Below are 15,393 nucleotides of genomic sequence, written 5' to 3'. Positions count from 1 at the left end.
GACGACGGCGGGTGGACCAGCGGCCGGGAGGACCCCGGCCGGGGACGCGGGACCGGGTCAGGCGGCGGTCTGGGTGTCCATCCGCCGACGCAGACTCAGCGGACGCATGTCGGTCCAGATCTCGTCGATGTGGGCCAGGCACTCGTCACGGGTGCCCTCGGTCCCCTCGGCCCGCCACCCGGCGGGCAGGTCACGGTCGGTCCACCAGACCGAGTACTGCTCCTCGTCGTTGAGCACCACCCGGTAGCTGCGGTCGTCGGTCATCGGATTCCTTTCGTGGACACCCCTGTCGTCACCGACAGGGGAGGAAGTCGAACGGGTCAGCTCCGCTCGTCCTTCCACAGGTGGGTGATCTCCCCGAAGTGCCGGGTGACCCATTCGTCGGAGTAGACGGTGTCGAGGTAGCGGTCCCCGTTGTCGGGCAGGATCAGCACCGACGTGGCGCCCGCCGGGATGTCGGCGATCAGCCGACGCAGGGCGGCGACGGTGGCCCCGGACGAACCCCCGGCCAGGATCGCCTCCCGGGTCAGCAGCAACCGGCAGCCGACCACACAGTCGAGGTCGGAGACGTGGACGACCTCGTCGGGGCTCGCACCGGCGGCCAACGGCGGCACGACCGAGGCCCCGTGACCGGGGATCAGCCGGGGCGCCGGAGCACCGCCGAAGATGGCGCTGCCGACCGCGTCGACAGCCACCACCCGGGTGGACAGTCCGGCGTCGCGCAGGTAACCGGCGCAGCCGACCAGGGTGCCGCAGGTGCCGGTGGAGCAGAACAGGTAGTCGATCCGGCCGTCCAGGGCGGACACGATCTCCGCCATCGTGTCGCGCTGGGCGGCGGCGTTGAGCGGGTTGGCGTACTGGTCGGGACGGTAGGCGTACGGGATCCGCTCGCACAGCTCCCGTACCCGGTCCAGCCGGGCCGGAAGGTACTCGCCGGTGGCCGGGTCGGGATGCTCGACCACCTCGATCTCGGCCCGGTACGCGGTGAGGATGGCCAGGTTCTGCCGGGTGGTGCGGGGGTCGACCACGCAGACGAACCGGATGCCGTAGTAGGCGCAGACCTGGGCCAGGCCGATGGCGAGGTTGCCGGAGCTGGACTCGACCACCACCGACCGTCCGGGGACCAGCTCACCGGAGCGGACCCGGTCCCGGAGCATCGTCAGTGCGGTCCGGTCCTTGATGCTGCCGCCGGGGTTGAACCGTTCGAGTTTGACGAAGACCTGGGAGGGAAACTGCGGAAACAGTCGGACCAGTTGGACCAGTGGGGTGTTCCCGACCGCCGAGAGGATGCCCTCGCGCACCTGTGTACCTCCCTCCACCATCGATGTGACCGACACCGTCGAGGCTGGCGGCCGGGGCTATATCGCCGCCATACCGGCGGGTGGGGCCGATATGGACGGGGTGACCGACCCGACGACACCGGGTGCGCCGGGTGCGGCCACGCCACTACGTGCCGAGCGTCAACAGGTCGCGGAGTTCCGCCTCGTCGACCATCGCGGCGCGGGACACCACCGTGTCGGGGGCGGTGCACGCCAGCCGCAGCATCCGGAGGAAGTGCCCGGCGAACCGCTGCACCGTCTCCTCGTCGAACAGGTCGGTGTCGTAGCCGAACTCGGCCGCGACCCGGCCGTCCTGGTACTGGGTGAGGGTGACCGAGAGGTCGAACTGTCCCTCGTCGTAGGCGATGTCCAGCAACCGGATCCGATGCCCGGTGAAACTGTGCCGCTCCTCGGTGTAGTCGTCGTCGTGCTGGTGCACCAGGAGGCTGACGGTCGCCCGGACCACCGGGTCCCGGTCCCGCCGGTCCGACCGGACCAGCGCGAACGGGTACGCGGCGTGGGCCAGGCCACCGGCCAGTTGCCGACTCGCCCCGGCGACCGCCTCGGCGAAGGTGGTCTCCGGACCCCACGACGCCCGCAACGCGATCGTGTTCACCAGCAGACCGACCACCTTCCGGAGGGCCTGGCCGCGCCGCAGCGACGCCGGACACCCGACGGTGAACTCGGTCAGCCCGGTGTAGCGGTACAGCGTCGCGGTGAACGCCGCCAGCACCACGCTGTACGGGGTGACCCCGGCGGCGGCTGCCGCGTCCCGGAGCAGCCCGGCCAGGTCACCGTCGACGTCCCGGCTGAACGCCGCCCCCCGGAAGGAACGCACCGGCGGGCGGGTCCGGTCGGTGGGCAGTGTCGCCGCTGTGGCACCGGCGCACACCCGGTCCCAGTAGGCGCTCAACCGTTCGGCGCGCGGCCCGGTCAGCGCCGACCGTTCCCGGGCCACGAAGTCGTCGTAGCTGCCGGTGAGCGGGGGCAGGTCCACCGGCCGCCCGTCGTGCAGGGCACCGTACGCCTCGGTGAGGTCATGCCAGATGATCCGCTGGGAGTGGAAGTCGGTGGCGATGTGGTGGACGACCACCACCAGGACGCAGTCGGTGCGCCGGCGCAGCAGCACCACCCGCAGCGGCCCCTCCTCGGCCAGCCGCATCGGCTGGTCACCGACCTCCCGGCACCGGGTGAGCAGGCCGTCGTCGTCGAGGTGGTCGACGTCCTCGACGGCCACCTCGCAGGGCAGGTCGGGGTCGACCACCCGGACCGGTCCCGCCTCGGTCTGGACGAAGCGGGACCGGAGCACGTCGTGCCGCCGACGGACCAACGGCACCGCCCGGCGCAGCGTGTCGAGGTCGAGGCCGGGTGTGAGGTACAGCCCGTGCACCACGTTGCTGCCGGGGTTCTCCGGAGCGATCCGGTACACCAGCCACAGGGCCCGCTGCCCGACCGACAGCTCCCGGGCGTCGGTGGTCACACCGTCGGCCGGTTGGCCACGACGAAGTCGACGAGGTCCTGGACGGTGGTGAAGTTCCCGACCTCCTCGTCGGGCACCTCGATGTCGAAGTGCGACTCCGCCGCGGCCAGCAGGTCGACCAGCTTGAGGCTGTCCAGGCCCAGCTCGACGAAGGTGTCACCGGGGTTGATGTCCCGGTCGACGTCGTCGGTCATCAGTTTGCGGGTCAGGGCGGTGACGTCCGGGCCGACCTGGTCGATGGTCACGGTCATGCTGGTGGTCCTTTCCGGTTGGGCTGGCACTGCGGGTCAGGGCATCCGGATGAGCTGGCCGGCGTAGGCGAGTCCCGCCCCGAAGCCGAGCAGCAGCACCCGGTCGCCCGGGGAGGTCCGGCCGCTCTCGTACAGCCGGCTCAGGGCCAGCGGTACGGAGGCGGCGGAGGTGTTACCGGTGTCGACGATGTCGCGGGCGACCTTCTCGTCGGGGATGCCGAGCAGTTCGGCCAGTTGGTCGACGATCCGCAGGTTCGCCTGGTGCGGCACGAACCAGTCGATGTCGGACAGCTCGACGTCGGACAGGGCGCACACCTTCCGGGCCACCCTCGGCACGTTCTTCGTCGACCACCGGTAGACGAGCGGGCCGTCCATGCTGGCGAACTCACGTCCGTCGGCGTCCCACCTGGTGCCGAGGATGCCGGCTCGCGTCCCGTCGCTGCCCCACACCGTCGGGCCGATGCCCTCCTGCTCCGACGGGGAGACCACCGCCGCGCCCGCACCGTCGCCGAAGATGACGTACGTCGCCGGGTCCTCCGGGTCGATGAAGCGGCTCAGCTCCTCCGCGCCGACGACCAGGACGTTACGGGCACCACCCATCCGGATCTCGTTGGCGGCGATGCCTATCGAGTACGCGAACCCGGCGCAGGCGGCGTTCAGGTCGAAGGCCCCGGTGGCGGGGATGCCGATCCGGCTCGCCACCTCGGGCGCCCCGCCCGGGATCCGGTCCTTCTTCGTCGCCGAGGCGAGGATGACCAGGTCCACCTCGGCGGGGTCGACGTCGGCCATGGCCAGCGCCTTCGCGCCTGCCTCGGCGGCCATCATGGTGACCGTCTCGTCCGGCCCCGACCGGTGGCGGGACCGGATCCCGGTCCGCTCCTCGATCCACTCCGGCGTCACCCCGGTCTCGGCGGCTATGTCCTCGTTGGTGATCAGTCGACTCGGGCGGTACGCACCGAGTCCGGTTATCGCCGCGCCAGTCATCTGTGGCATCGCTCCTCCCCACACCGCGGGTCGGCAGCCTGCTGGCACCGCCCGGAGGCAGTGTCGGGAGCGACTCTCATAACTTCTCTACATCGCCGCCCTATGGAAAAGAGATAGCCCGTCCGGTGAGCGTGCCCGGTGGGGTGTGCCGGGTCGGGTGCTCCCCCGACGTCCACCGCGCACCGACGAGGGAGCAGGCATGAGGGATTTCCGGGGCAGGGTCGCGGTGATCACCGGCGCGGGATCGGGCATCGGCCGGGCCCTCGCCGTCGAACTGGCCACCCGGGGTGCCCGGCTGGCGCTCTCCGAGATCTCGCCCGAGAGCCTGGCCGGCACTGCGGCTGCCTGCGTCGAGCGGGGTGCCGAGGTCCGGGCGTACCACCTGGACGTCGCCGACCGGTCGGCGGTCCTGGCGCACGCCCGCCGGGTCCGCCAGGACTTCGGCGGCGCGGACCTGGTGGTCAACAACGCCGGGGTGACACTGCTCGCCTCCGTCACCGAGGCCACCTGGGAGGACGTCCGGTGGGTGATGGACGTCGACTTCTGGGGGGTGGTCCACGGCACCCGGGCGTTCCTGCCGATGCTCGTCGCCTCCGGCGGTCACCTGGTCAACGTCTCCAGCATGTACGGGATGGTGCCCGCCCCGGCGCAGAGCGCGTACAACGCGGCGAAGTTCGCGGTACGCGGCTTCACCGAGTCGGTGTTGCAGGAGATGCGGGTCGGTCGGCTGCCGGTCGGGGTCAGCTGCGTGTACCCGGGCCAGGTCCGCACCGGCATCCTGCGGCACGCCCGCGTCGGTCGGGGCCTCGGTTACCAGGGACTGCGGGAACGGTTCGCCGAGGAGGCGCGGACCAGCCCCGAGCAGGCCGCCCGGACCATCCTGCGCGGTGTCCTGGCCAACCGGCCGAAGATCCTCGTCGGGGCCGACGCCCGCCGGGTCGACCTGCTGTCGCGGCTGCTCGGGTCGGCCTATCCCCGGCTCACCGCCCGCCGGGTCCGACGGGAGGCGGACCGGGCCCGTGCCGACGCGATGCGGGCCCGGCTCGCCGCGCAGCGGGTCAGAAGGTCAGACCCCCGTCCACGGTGACCACCTGGCCGGTCAGGTAGGAGGCCCGCTCCGACAGCAGGAACGTCACCACCGGGGAGATCTCCTCCACCCGGCCGAGCCGACCGAGGGCGGCGCGCCGCCCGATGCCCTCGGTCAGCCCGGCGGGCAGGCCGGACAACATGTCGGTGTCGACGAAACCCGGTGCCACCGAGTTGACCCGGATCCCGTACGGGCCGACCTCCTTGGCGAGGGCCTTCGTGAAACCGATGATGCCGGCCTTGGACGCCGAGTAGTTGGTCTGTCCCGGGCTGCCGGTGATCCCGGCGACCGAGGAGACGGTCACGATCGCACCCCGGCGGCGGCGCATCATCCGGCGGATCGTCGCCCGGCACACGTGGTAGACCCCGCCGAGGTTGACGTCGAGCACCCGGGTCCAGTCCTCGTCGGCCATCATCGCCACCGGTCGGTCCCTGATGATCCCGGCGACCGTCACCACCGCGTCCACCTCGCCCAGGTCCCGCTCGACCTCCGTGACGAAGTCGCGTACCCGGACCGGGTCGGCCACGTCCACCCGGCGGGCCAGGACCCGGGCACCGGCCTCCCCCGCCGCCGCGGCGCTCTTCTCCGCCGCCTCCTCGCTGCTCTGGAAGCAGAAGGCGACGTCGTACCCGTCTTCGGCGAGCTGTCTGACCACCGCCCGGCCGATACCCCGGGATCCGCCGCTGACCAGGGCCACCGGCCGCCGGACTGCACTCATGTCGACTCCTTCGGTTCGGTCGCCCGTACCCGGGCGGTGGGACGCAGGGAGGTGGCCGGGCGCATCGCGCCGACCAGGCGACCGACCCGCAGGACCACCTCGGACCCGACGACGCTCTCGCCCCTGACGAACGCCGTGTCGGCGATGAGCCGGATCAGCTCCACCCGGTGCTCGACGGTCTCGCCGGGGCGCACCGGGCGGCCGAACCGGATCTGCTCGAAGACACCGGCCACCGGCACCCCGTCGGTGAGGACGTCCGGCATCGGCCGGTCGTGTCGGATCAGCACCAGCGCGGCCTGCCCCCACGACTCCAACAGCAGCGCGGCGGGCAGCAGACGGTCCCCGGTCACCGTCAGGCTCCCCACCAGCCGACGGCGGGGCACCAGTTCGTGGACCCGGTCGACGAGCAGCAGGGGTGGGCGGTGCGGGATGATCCGGCGGATCTCGTCGATCTCCACTGTCACTCCTCGCCGTCCTGGTAGTGCAGCACCACCTCGGCGACCGGGACGCCGTCGACGGTGACGGTGCCGCTGCGGCGGCTCCCGGTGCCCTGGACCGTGACTGTCAGCTCGTCGTCCAGGTCGACCGTGCGCAGGAACCGACACGACACCAGCTCGGTCAGGACCAGCTCCGGGTCGGCGGCGAGCACGGTGCGGTGCACGTAGTCGAAGAGGTACACCCCGGGTAGCAGCGGGAAGCCCGGGTAGTGTCCGGCGAAGGCCGGGTCGTCACGGTCGGGGCGTACCCGGGCGACGATCTCGTCGGGGGTGGCGGCGGTCAGTTCGATCCGCGCGGTGGTCGCGCACTCGGGCGGGATGACGGTGGTCACCACCCGACCGTCCCGAGGGCGGCTATATCTTCTCTATGCCGCACCCCGACGACGGGCCGCGCTCCACCCTCCCGCCCACCGGCCATGATCCGCCGGTCCGCCCGGTCGGCCTTCTCCCTGGCGAAGACCCGGACCAGGTTGTGGAACCGGTGCCGCTGCCGCCGTCCCCCGTCGGATCCGGCGACCTCCAGCAGACGGGCGTCCACGAGGGTCTCGGCCACCTCCTCGCCGACCCGGCGGGACACCCCGAGCACCCGGGCGGTGGCCCCGATCGGAAAATCGGCGGTCCGGAGCAGGGCCAGGCGACGCAGCGCGGCCTGGCTGTCCCTGCCGAGCGCCTGGTAGCTGCCCTCGATCCGGGCACGGACGTCAAGGGTGCCCAGCCGCAGCTCGTCGAGGCGGAACCGTTCGTGGGCGAGCCGCTGGGCGAGGTACCCCAGGGACCAGTGCGGACGGGCGATGAGCCGGGCCGCGGCGACCCGGATCCCGATCGACAGTCGCCCGCACATCTGCACGATCCGCCGGGCTGCGGCGGGTTCGGCGGAGACCCGCTGCGGACCGACGATCGCCGCGAACAGGGCCAGGGCCTGCACCGGGCCGAGGATCCCCACCTCCATCCGGGTGACCCCGGGCAGCTCAGACAGGCGCCCCCGGCAGGTCAGCAGCACCCGACAGGACGGGTCACCCGGCAGCAACGGGCGGACCTGGGCGTCGTCTGCGGCGTTGTCGAGCAGCACCAGGACCCGGCGGCCGGCCAACTGGCTGCGGTAGAGGCGCTCCCGCTCGTCGAGTCGGGTGGGGATCTGCGCCTCGGAGTTGCCCAGGCTGCGCAGGAACCAGCCGAGCACGTCGTGGGGGTCGGGGGCGTTGCCCCGGGTGCCGCCCAGGTCGGCGTAGAGTTGTCCGTCGGGGAAGTCCGGGCGGCACAGGTGCGCGGCCCGCAACGCCAGGGCGGTCTTGCCGATCCCGGCCATCCCGGTGAGCAACGCCGTCGGCGGCGCTGCAGCCGCCGGGCCCGCCAGCAGCCCGGTCAGCCGCCGCAACTCCTCGGCCCGGCCGCAGAAGTCGTCGGCGGCCGGCGGGAGCATCGCCGGATGCATCGGACGCCGACCCCGGTCGGTGATCGCCGGTGCCTCGACGGCGGGCACCGGGGTTCCGGCCAGCACCGCCTGGTACGCCTCGACCAACGCCGGTCCCGGGTCCACCCCCAGCTCCTCGGCGAGGACCCGCCGCCCCTCGTGGTAGACGGTCAACGCGTCGGCCTGCCGGTCGCAGCGGGCCAGCGCTGTCATCAGCTGACTGCGCAGCCGCTCGTGCAGCGGGTAGGTGGTGACCAGGTCGGTCAGCTCCAACACCAACTCGACCTGCCGACCCAGCAGCAGGTCGGCGTCGATACGGTGCTCCAGCACCGCCATCCGCAGCTCCGTCATCCGGTGCGCCTCGGCCTCGACGAGCTGGTCTGTCACGTTGGCCAGGGTGGTCCCCCGCCACAGTGCCAGGGCGGCGTGCAGCAGTCGGGCCGCCTCCCGGTGCTCCCCGGTGCGCAACGCCTGCCGGCCGAGACCGGCCAACCGTTCGAACTCGTCGAGGTCCAACCGGCCGGCCCCGATCCGGATCAGGTAGCCGGACCACTGCCTGACGATCTCCACCCCGTCACCGAGGTACTTGCGGAGGCGGGAGACGTAGTTGTAGAGCTGGGCGGCGAACGTCGCGGGCGGTCTCTCGCCCCACAGCAGCTCACACAGGCGGGTGTCGGGCACCGTCCGCCCCCGGGCCAACAGCAGCGCCGCCAGCACCGTCCGTTGCTTGGCGCCGTCCAACGGGACCTCGCCGTCGCCTTGCCAGGCGCTCACCGGCCCCAGTACACGAAACTCCACTGTCGCTCCGATCGGGTCGGCTCATCCGACTGTCGGAGACTCACCAACATCAGCCGCCGACGCATGTGTACGGGGTACGTAATTTCTGGGTAGCGGTCGGTGCGGCCGGGGCAATGATGAGCGATTACGACCGATGCGTACGGCAGGGGTTCCGGCACGGTCTGTCGCACCTGCCCTGACCTGCGGTTGGTCCCGGAAGCCCCGGCGAGCAGCGGCGACGGACAGAATTTGGGTGGTTCCTACGCATGAGTTCGCGGGCTGTCGTTGGCACCCTCGTTCCGGTGAGCCCCACCACCGCCGACACCACCCGCAGCCGCGCCCCGCACGGGCCGGAGCTGCTGGCTGCCGACTGGTGGGCGGGGGCTCTCGCGTTGCACGAGCGGGTCGGCCCGCAGACCGGCCGGTGGGGTGACCCGGACGCCGACGGGGACCGGCTCACCGTCGCCCGGCAGCGGCTGGCGAGGTGGCGGACCGACCACGGTCCCCGGCTCGCCCCGCGCCTACACGAGCTGGATCTCGACGAGGACCGGTTGGTGGCGATCCTGGCCGAGCCGAGGTCGGCCCTCGCCGCCCGGGTCCGGCGACCGGACTGGGTGGACGTGGTGGAGTCCGCGGTCCGCGCCGCCGAACCGCTGCACCCCGACGCCGACGTTCCGGCGGACTGGCGGGCCGCCTTCGCCCTGCCGCTGCGTCCCCTCCTCGACCAGGCGACGGCGAGGCTCCGGGCCGGTGCCCCCGGCGGGGACGTCGTCGACACGGCCACGCTGACAGCGGCCCTCGCCGACAGGTTGGGTCGCCGACTGGCCGGCACGAGCGCCCGTGCCCTCGTCGCCGAACTGCACCGGCAGCGGACCGCCGGGCTCCTGGTCGGCGACGACGGTCGGGCCCGGTTCGTCGACTTCGTCCGGCGTTCGTGCACCCCGACGGGCCTGGCCGACCTGGTCACCCGGCATCCGGTGCTGGCCCGGTGGTGGGGGCAGGCGGCGATGCAGGCCGCCGACGTCCTGCGGGAACTGGTGACCCGGTACGCCGCCGACCGCCCCGACCTGGTCGGGACACTGCTCGACGGCGTCGACCCGGGCCCGCTGGTCGCCGTCGAGGACCGCCGGGGCGACTCGCACCGGGGTGGGCGCAGCACCTCCGTCGTCCGGTTCGCCGACGGCCGACGGCTGGTCTACAAGCCCCGGGACCTGACCCCCGACGTCCGGTTGCGGGTCTTCGTCGACTGGCTGAACACGGCGGTGCCCGCCGTCGGCCTGCGGACCGCCGACTGCCTGCCCCGCACCGGCTACGGCTGGACCGAGTACGTGTCGGCCGCCCCGCTGGCCGACTCCGACGCCGCCGGACGGTTCTACCGACGTCAGGGCCTGCTGCTCGCGCTCGCCCACGCCCTCGACACCACCGACCTGCACTACGAGAACCTGATCGCCAGTGGCGAGTATCCGGTGCTCGTCGACGCGGAGACCCTGTTCCACCCCGGGTGGGGTGACCCGGTCGACAGCGGCGACCCGGCCGCCGACCTGCTGGCCGCCTCCGTGTACCGGACCGCCCTGCTGCCGATGATCGTGGTCGGCGACCAGGGGATCATGGATCTGTCCGGGGTCGGCGGCGACGGGGGGCGGCAGAGCCCCACCAGTCGGGTGGAGTGGGCCGAGGCGGGCACCGACCGGATGCGGCTGGTCCGTCGGGCGGGCACCTTCGACGGTGCGCTCAACCAGCCCCGCATCGGCGACCGGGTGGCACGTCCGGAGGAGCACGAGGCGGACTTCCTGCACGGGTTCCGGCTCGGCTACGCAGCGATCGAGGCCGACCGGGACACGTTCGGCAGGCTGGTCGAGGAGTCGGCGTCGGCGACCGTCCGGCTCGTCGTCAGGCCCACCTGGTCGTACCGGACCCTGCTGGACGAGGCCACCCACCCGGACCTGCTCCGGGACGGCCTGGACACCGACCGGGCGTACGGGGTGCTGTGGGGCCGTACGGGCGGCCACGGTGACCCGGTGTTCGCCCGGCACGAGGTCACCGCGCTGTGGCGGGGCGACGTCCCGTACTTCACCGCCTCGGTCGGCGGGCTGTGGCTGACCGGCCAGGACGGGGAGCGGACCGGCCTGCGGCTGCGGCGTCGGGGGGTGGACGGGGCGCTGGACCGGATCGCCGGGTTCGGGGAGTCGGACCGGCAGGACCAGGAGTGGGTGATCTCCGCCTGCCTGGCCACCCGTCGGCCGGTCGCAGGGCACCACGACGCCGTCGTCTCCTCGGGACCGCCGCCCGGCACGGCGGCTCCGCCGCCACGACTCCTCGCTGCGGCCTGCGCCGTCGCCGACCAGCTCGTCGCCCGGGGCGTACCCGGTCGGGGCCGGGTGAACTGGCTCGGCCTGGAGCTCGTCGACGACAGGCAGTGGCTGCTGCTGCCCATGGGGGCGGGACTGGCCAACGGGTACCTCGGGGTGGCCCTGTTCCTCGGTGAACTCGCCCGACTCAGCGGGGTCCCCCGCTACGGGGAGGTGGCCCGGCGGGCGGTCGGTGCCACCGGCCCGCTGTTGGACCTGCTGGCGCAGCGGCCGGAGCTGGTCAGGGCGGTCGGCTGCGGTGCCCTGCACGGCCTCGGCGGAGTGGCGTACGGCCTGGCCCGACTGTCGACGCTGCTCGACGACGGGCAGCTGCGCGAGTGGACGGGTACGGCTGTCGAGCTGGCCGCCACCGTCGTCACCCCGGCCGACGGCGGGGTGGACTGGGCGACCGGTCAGGCCGGTTGCCTGGCCGCCATGGCCTCGGTCCACGCCGAGCTGGGGCTGGACCGGGCCGGATCGGTCGCCCGGGCCTGCGCCGACCAGCTCGCCGACCTGACGGTCACCGACACCGGGGCACCGGCCGCCACAGGTTTCGCCGACGGCGCGGCGGGCGTCGCCTTCGCGTTGCACCGATACGTCGCCTCGGGGGCCGGCACCGACAGGCACGCCGCCGCCGCCGAGGCCGCCCTGACCCGGGCGGTCGGGACCGCACCCGCCTCCTCGGGGTGGTGCGGCGGGGCGGCCGGTCTCGCCCTGGCGGTGGCCGCGTCGACCCTCGACCCCGCCTCGACGGCACCGGACGTGCCCGGCGGGGGGAACCCCACCGACCTGGACGGCCTCGTCCGGCGACTCGCCGAGCGGCCCTTCACCGACGACCTCAGCCTGTGCCACGGCGAGTCGGGGGTCGTGGAGGCGCTCACCGTCCTGGCCGCCGGCCCGGCGGGCGCGGCGGCGGGCGCGGCGGCGGGTCGCGCCCGTCGCCGCCGGGCCGCCCTCGTCCTGGACGCCCTCGGATGGCCGGGCCGGGTCTGCGGCACACCCGGCGGGGTGCCCACCCCCGGGCTGCTCACCGGTCTGGCCGGCATCGGCTACGGCCTGCTCCGCAGTGGCCTGGCCGAGCAGGTGCCGTCGGCGCTGCTGCTCGAACCGACTTCGCGGCCGATCGAACCCGGTCGTCCGCCGCCTCCCGGCACCACCACCCCGATGGATTAGAAGGAGAAGGCGAATGTCACACCTGGACGCTCAGCTCCCGAACGACGAGACCCGCCACGACGGGGCTCCGTACGACGAGGTGTCAGTCGACGCCGAGGCGGTCGGTGAGCCGCAGACCGGCTCGTTGCTGGCCTTCGGGCTGCGGACGGCGGCGCTCGCCGGTCTGGTGGTCCCCGTCGGTCTGCTTGTCGGCCGGCTGGTCGCCGGGGACGCCGGTGACGCCGTCGCCTCCCCGTTGACGACCTGCTGCCCGACCGTCCCCATGTGACGTTCCCGGCCGTCCGGGCGTCACCGGGCAGGTCGGGAATCCGTCGGCAGCGGTCGGGACCACCACTGCCGGCGGCCGGTGACGGTCCTCAAATCCCATCGATGGGGACCGTCACCGGCGAACCCTGGTCTTGCGGGAATTGCATCGCTATCGTTTCTCACGTGCACAGCCGATCCCGGATCATCGTGGGGCGAGACGTGGAGCTGGGCACCCTACGGGAGCGCATCGACGCGGCCCGGTCCGGGCACGGCGGTGCCGTCTTCCTCGTCGGCGAGCCGGGCATCGGCAAGTCCCGGCTGGCCGGGGCGGCGATCGAGTTCGGCTACACCGCCGAGATGACCCTCCTGCGCGGGCGGGGCAGCGCCCTCGGCACCGCCGTCCCGCTGCGACCGCTGACCGAGGCCGTCCTCTCCCTGCTGCGCTCCACCACTGTGGACGTCGCCGCCCTCGGCCCGTACGGTCCGGTGCTCGGCCGACTCGTACCCGACTGGGGTCCGCCCCTGGCCGGTCAGGAGAGCGGCTCCGTGGTGATCCTCGCCGAGGCCGTCCTGCGCCTGACCAGCCTGGCCGGACAGGGCCGGGGATGCCTGATGGTCCTCGACGACCTCCAGGACGCCGACGCCGAGACCCTGATGGTGGTCGAATACCTGATCGACAACCTCGCCGGGCAGTCGACCCTGCTGGTCGGTGCCATCCGGGCCGACGACACCCCGGCCCTCCAGGTGGTCGAGGCGGCGGCGCGACGCGGGCAGTGCACGCTCGTCGAGTTGGACCGGCTCGGCCCGCAGGAGCTGCGCACCATGACCGGGGCGTGCCTGGGCGTGCCCGGCGACGAGCTGCCCACCGCCGCCACCGACCTGGTCTGGGGCAGCAGCGGCGGCAACCCGTTCCTCATCGAGGAGATCGTGGCGGCCATGGTGGAGGAGGGGCTGCTCCTGCCCGACGGGGCGGGGTGGCGGTTGGCCCCCCGACCGCCGGCCACCCTGCCGGCGGCCTTCACCCGGAGCATGGCCCACCGGATCGAGCGGCTCAGCCCGCAGGCCCGGGAACTGCTCAGCGTCGGTGCCCTGATCGGGCAGCGGTTCGCGGTGGCGGTGGTGCAGACGGCGACCGGGTTGACCGAACGGGACCTGCTCAACCACCTGCACAACGACCTGGTGTCGCAGCTGGTCGCCCCGGACGACCAGCTCAGCGACTGGTACGCCTTCCGGCACCGGATCACCAGGGAGTCGCTGCTCGCCCTCGTCGACCCGGACAGTCGGGTGGAGCTGGCCCGGACCGTCGCCGAGGCCGTCATGAAGGTCCACCCCGACCTGCCCGGGGAGTGGTGTCAGATCACCGCGACCCTGCACCTCGACGCCGGGGACACCCGGGAGGCCGGTCGGCTCTTCGCCGAGGCGGGCCGGCGGGCCCTCGCCCAGGGTGCACCCACCTCCGCGCTCACCCTGCTCGACCAGGCATGGACCCTCCAGGCCGACGACGCGCCGCAGACCCGGGCGGACACCCTGGAGAGCCTGTTGCAGGCCCTCGGGGAGACCGGCCAGGTCAAGCGGGCCCTGGAGCTTGTCAACAGCCCCGACCAGGTGGCCCGGCTGGACCCGCGCCGCCGCTCGACCCTGCACACCAGGCTGGCCTGGACCGCTGTGGTCGCCGGTCACCTGCCCGACGCCCTGGCCCAGGTCGAGATCGCCAGAGCGCTCCTCGGCCCGAACGCCGCCGCCGAGGACACCGCACCGATCGACGTCGTCGCCGCACACCTGGCGCTGGACACCCCCGGCCAGGACCGGATGGAGGTCGCCGAGGCGCTGGCCCGACGGGCGGCCACCGTCGGCGCGGCGGTTCCCCTGCCGGTGGTGGCCTGTCAGGCCTGGCAACTGCTCGGCGCCCTGGTCCGGCACCGGGACCCGGCCGAGGCGACCCGGTGCCTGGAACGGGCCCGGTCCATCGCCGCCGACCACGACCTGCCGATCTGGGAGATCCACGCCCTGATCCGGCTGGGCAACGACGACGCCCTGCGCGACGGCACCCTCGACCGGCTGGAGGAGGCCCGGGAACGCGCCCGGCGCACCGGCGCGGTGACCGCCCGCCAGCACGCCGAGGCCAGCATCGCCCTGCACCTGATCATGCGGGGTGACTATCCGACCGCCCGGGACCTGATCGACAAGGTGCTGACCGCCACCACCCGCCTCAAGCTGATCGAGACCACCCAGTACGTCCTGCTGCTCGGGGCGGTCCTCGCCGCACACCAGGGCCGCCGGGCCGAGATGGAGTCGTCGCTCGCCGAGTTCCGCCGCTGGGAGGGCGACGAGAGCCTGCACGCGCAACGGGTCCACGGGCTCGCCGGCACGTTCTGCGCCCTGCTGGAGGAGGACCGACCCACCGCGCTGACCGAGTCGGCGGTGGCCGTACGGGCCGAGGAGACCAACCCGACGGTGTTCCACCTGGGCGGACGACTCGGCCTGGACATGCTGCTCAGGGCCGTGGCCGACGACCTCGACTGGGCGACGTACGACAGGCTCACCACCGACCCGGCCAGCCGACTGCGGTGGGACAGACAGTTCGCGCTCTTCGCCCGGGCGGTCCTGCTGGGCCGGGCCGGACGCGACGAGGCGGCGACCGAGACGGTGGCCGAGGCGCTCCAGGTGGGCGCCCGGTACGCCATGGGCCGCCACCTGGCCCTGCGGCTGGTCGCCGAGGCGGCGCTCGCCGACGGGTGGGGAACCCCGGTGGAGTGGCTGCGTACCGCCGAGGACTACTTCCACCGGGCCGAGATCGCCCCGGTGGCCGGGGCCTGTCGGGCGTTGCTGCGCCAGGCGGGGGCCCGGGTCGCCCAGCGGCGTCAGGGTGCCGGCGAGATCCCGTCGGCGCTGCGCTCGGCCGGGGTCACCGTCCGCGAGTTCGAGGTGTTGCGCCTGCTGACCGGCAGGTTGAGCAACCGGGAGATCGCCGAGCGGCTGCACCTGTCACCCCGGACGGTGGAGCGCCACGTCTCCAGTCTGATCACCAAGACCGGGCTGCCGAACCGGATCGCCCTCAGCGACTTCGCCGCCGGGGTCGGCTCCGCCTGAGGCGCAGGGAAC

General features: G+C 73.3%; 13 protein-coding genes. 4 read left to right on the top strand and 9 right to left on the bottom strand.

Annotated features, from left to right (window positions below):
• Positions 1-57: 57 nt before the first annotated feature.
• The 5 genes from ABT336_RS09505 to ABT336_RS09485 form a co-directional block, all read right to left on the bottom strand.
• Positions 58-264 carry an MbtH family protein gene (locus ABT336_RS09505; RefSeq protein ID WP_350896065.1) on the bottom strand — a complete coding sequence of 69 codons (207 nt, stop codon included), beginning with the start codon at positions 262-264 and terminating at the stop codon, positions 58-60.
• Positions 265-320: 56 nt separating this feature from the next.
• Positions 321-1,322, bottom strand: coding sequence for a 2,3-diaminopropionate biosynthesis protein SbnA (gene sbnA / locus ABT336_RS09500; RefSeq protein ID WP_350896064.1), 1,002 nt, complete (start codon positions 1,320-1,322; stop codon positions 321-323).
• A 124-nt stretch (positions 1,323-1,446) separates the two neighbouring features.
• On the bottom strand, positions 1,447-2,799 hold the full coding sequence (locus tag ABT336_RS09495; RefSeq protein ID WP_350896063.1) for a condensation domain-containing protein: 1,353 nt from the start codon (positions 2,797-2,799) through the stop codon (positions 1,447-1,449).
• Positions 2,796-3,050, bottom strand: a complete 255-nt coding sequence (locus tag ABT336_RS09490; RefSeq protein ID WP_350896062.1) for an acyl carrier protein — start codon at positions 3,048-3,050, stop codon at positions 2,796-2,798. Before ABT336_RS09490 ends, ABT336_RS09495 begins: the two co-directional genes overlap by 4 nt.
• A 36-nt stretch (positions 3,051-3,086) precedes the next feature.
• Positions 3,087-4,043: a beta-ketoacyl-ACP synthase III gene (locus ABT336_RS09485; protein WP_350896061.1), complete on the bottom strand. Its 957-nt coding sequence runs from the start codon at positions 4,041-4,043 to the stop codon at positions 3,087-3,089.
• A 190-nt stretch (positions 4,044-4,233) separates the two neighbouring features.
• Between ABT336_RS09485 and ABT336_RS09480 the strand changes: the two genes are divergently transcribed.
• Positions 4,234-5,121: an SDR family NAD(P)-dependent oxidoreductase gene (locus ABT336_RS09480; protein ID WP_350896060.1), complete on the top strand. Its 888-nt coding sequence runs from the start codon at positions 4,234-4,236 to the stop codon at positions 5,119-5,121.
• On the opposite strand, the gene fabG is transcribed toward ABT336_RS09480, so the two are convergent.
• Genes fabG through ABT336_RS09460 form a run of 4 tightly spaced genes read right to left on the bottom strand, consistent with a single transcriptional unit; the run spans position 5,093 to position 8,521 of the window.
• Positions 5,093-5,839, bottom strand: a complete 747-nt coding sequence (gene fabG, locus ABT336_RS09475) for a 3-oxoacyl-ACP reductase FabG (protein WP_350896059.1) — start codon at positions 5,837-5,839, stop codon at positions 5,093-5,095. The genes ABT336_RS09480 and fabG overlap by 29 nt on opposite strands.
• Positions 5,836-6,297, bottom strand: coding sequence for a 3-hydroxyacyl-ACP dehydratase FabZ family protein (locus ABT336_RS09470; protein ID WP_350896057.1), 462 nt, complete (start codon positions 6,295-6,297; stop codon positions 5,836-5,838). Before ABT336_RS09470 ends, fabG begins: the two co-directional genes overlap by 4 nt.
• 2 nt (positions 6,298-6,299) lie before the next feature.
• Positions 6,300-6,668, bottom strand: a complete 369-nt coding sequence (locus ABT336_RS09465; RefSeq protein WP_350896056.1) for an ApeI family dehydratase — start codon at positions 6,666-6,668, stop codon at positions 6,300-6,302.
• A complete protein-coding gene (locus ABT336_RS09460; protein WP_350896055.1) occupies positions 6,665-8,521 on the bottom strand; it encodes an AfsR/SARP family transcriptional regulator in 1,857 nt (618 codons plus the stop codon). Before ABT336_RS09460 ends, ABT336_RS09465 begins: the two co-directional genes overlap by 4 nt.
• A 305-nt stretch (positions 8,522-8,826) precedes the next feature.
• Here ABT336_RS09460 and ABT336_RS09455 point away from each other — a divergent pair, with 305 nt between their 5' ends.
• From ABT336_RS09455 to ABT336_RS09445, 3 genes are all read left to right on the top strand, one after another.
• Entirely contained in the window at positions 8,827-12,045 is a 3,219-nt protein-coding gene (locus ABT336_RS09455; protein ID WP_350896054.1) for a type 2 lanthipeptide synthetase LanM family protein, read from the top strand.
• Between the two features lie 13 nt (positions 12,046-12,058).
• Positions 12,059-12,313, top strand: a complete 255-nt coding sequence (locus ABT336_RS09450; RefSeq protein WP_350896053.1) for a hypothetical protein — start codon at positions 12,059-12,061, stop codon at positions 12,311-12,313.
• A gap of 161 nt (positions 12,314-12,474) precedes the next feature.
• Complete coding sequence (locus tag ABT336_RS09445; RefSeq protein ID WP_350896052.1) at positions 12,475-15,381, top strand: helix-turn-helix transcriptional regulator; 2,907 nt, start codon at positions 12,475-12,477, stop codon at positions 15,379-15,381.
• Positions 15,382-15,393: the final 12 nt, after the last annotated feature.

The sequence above is a fragment of the Micromonospora sp. NPDC000207 genome (assembly GCF_040300925.1).
Classification (GTDB): Bacteria; Actinomycetota; Actinomycetes; order Mycobacteriales; family Micromonosporaceae; genus Micromonospora.
The sequence above is the reverse complement of the archived record's forward strand: the minus strand, read 5'-3'. Positions and strand labels throughout refer to the sequence as shown.

What these genes read in the sequence shown, in the direction of transcription:
- ABT336_RS09450 (WP_350896053.1), top strand. Translation starts at nt 12,059, where the DNA reads ATGTCACACCTGGACGCTCAGCTCCCGAACGACGAGACCCGCCACGAC.
- ABT336_RS09490 (WP_350896062.1), bottom strand. Translation starts at nt 3,050, where the DNA reads ATGACCGTGACCATCGACCAGGTCGGCCCGGACGTCACCGCCCTGACC.
- ABT336_RS09480 (WP_350896060.1), top strand. Translation starts at nt 4,234, where the DNA reads ATGAGGGATTTCCGGGGCAGGGTCGCGGTGATCACCGGCGCGGGATCG.
- fabG (WP_350896059.1), bottom strand. Translation starts at nt 5,839, where the DNA reads ATGAGTGCAGTCCGGCGGCCGGTGGCCCTGGTCAGCGGCGGATCCCGG.
- ABT336_RS09485 (WP_350896061.1), bottom strand. Translation starts at nt 4,043, where the DNA reads ATGCCACAGATGACTGGCGCGGCGATAACCGGACTCGGTGCGTACCGC.
- sbnA (WP_350896064.1), bottom strand. Translation starts at nt 1,322, where the DNA reads ATGGTGGAGGGAGGTACACAGGTGCGCGAGGGCATCCTCTCGGCGGTC.
- ABT336_RS09505 (WP_350896065.1), bottom strand. Translation starts at nt 264, where the DNA reads ATGACCGACGACCGCAGCTACCGGGTGGTGCTCAACGACGAGGAGCAG.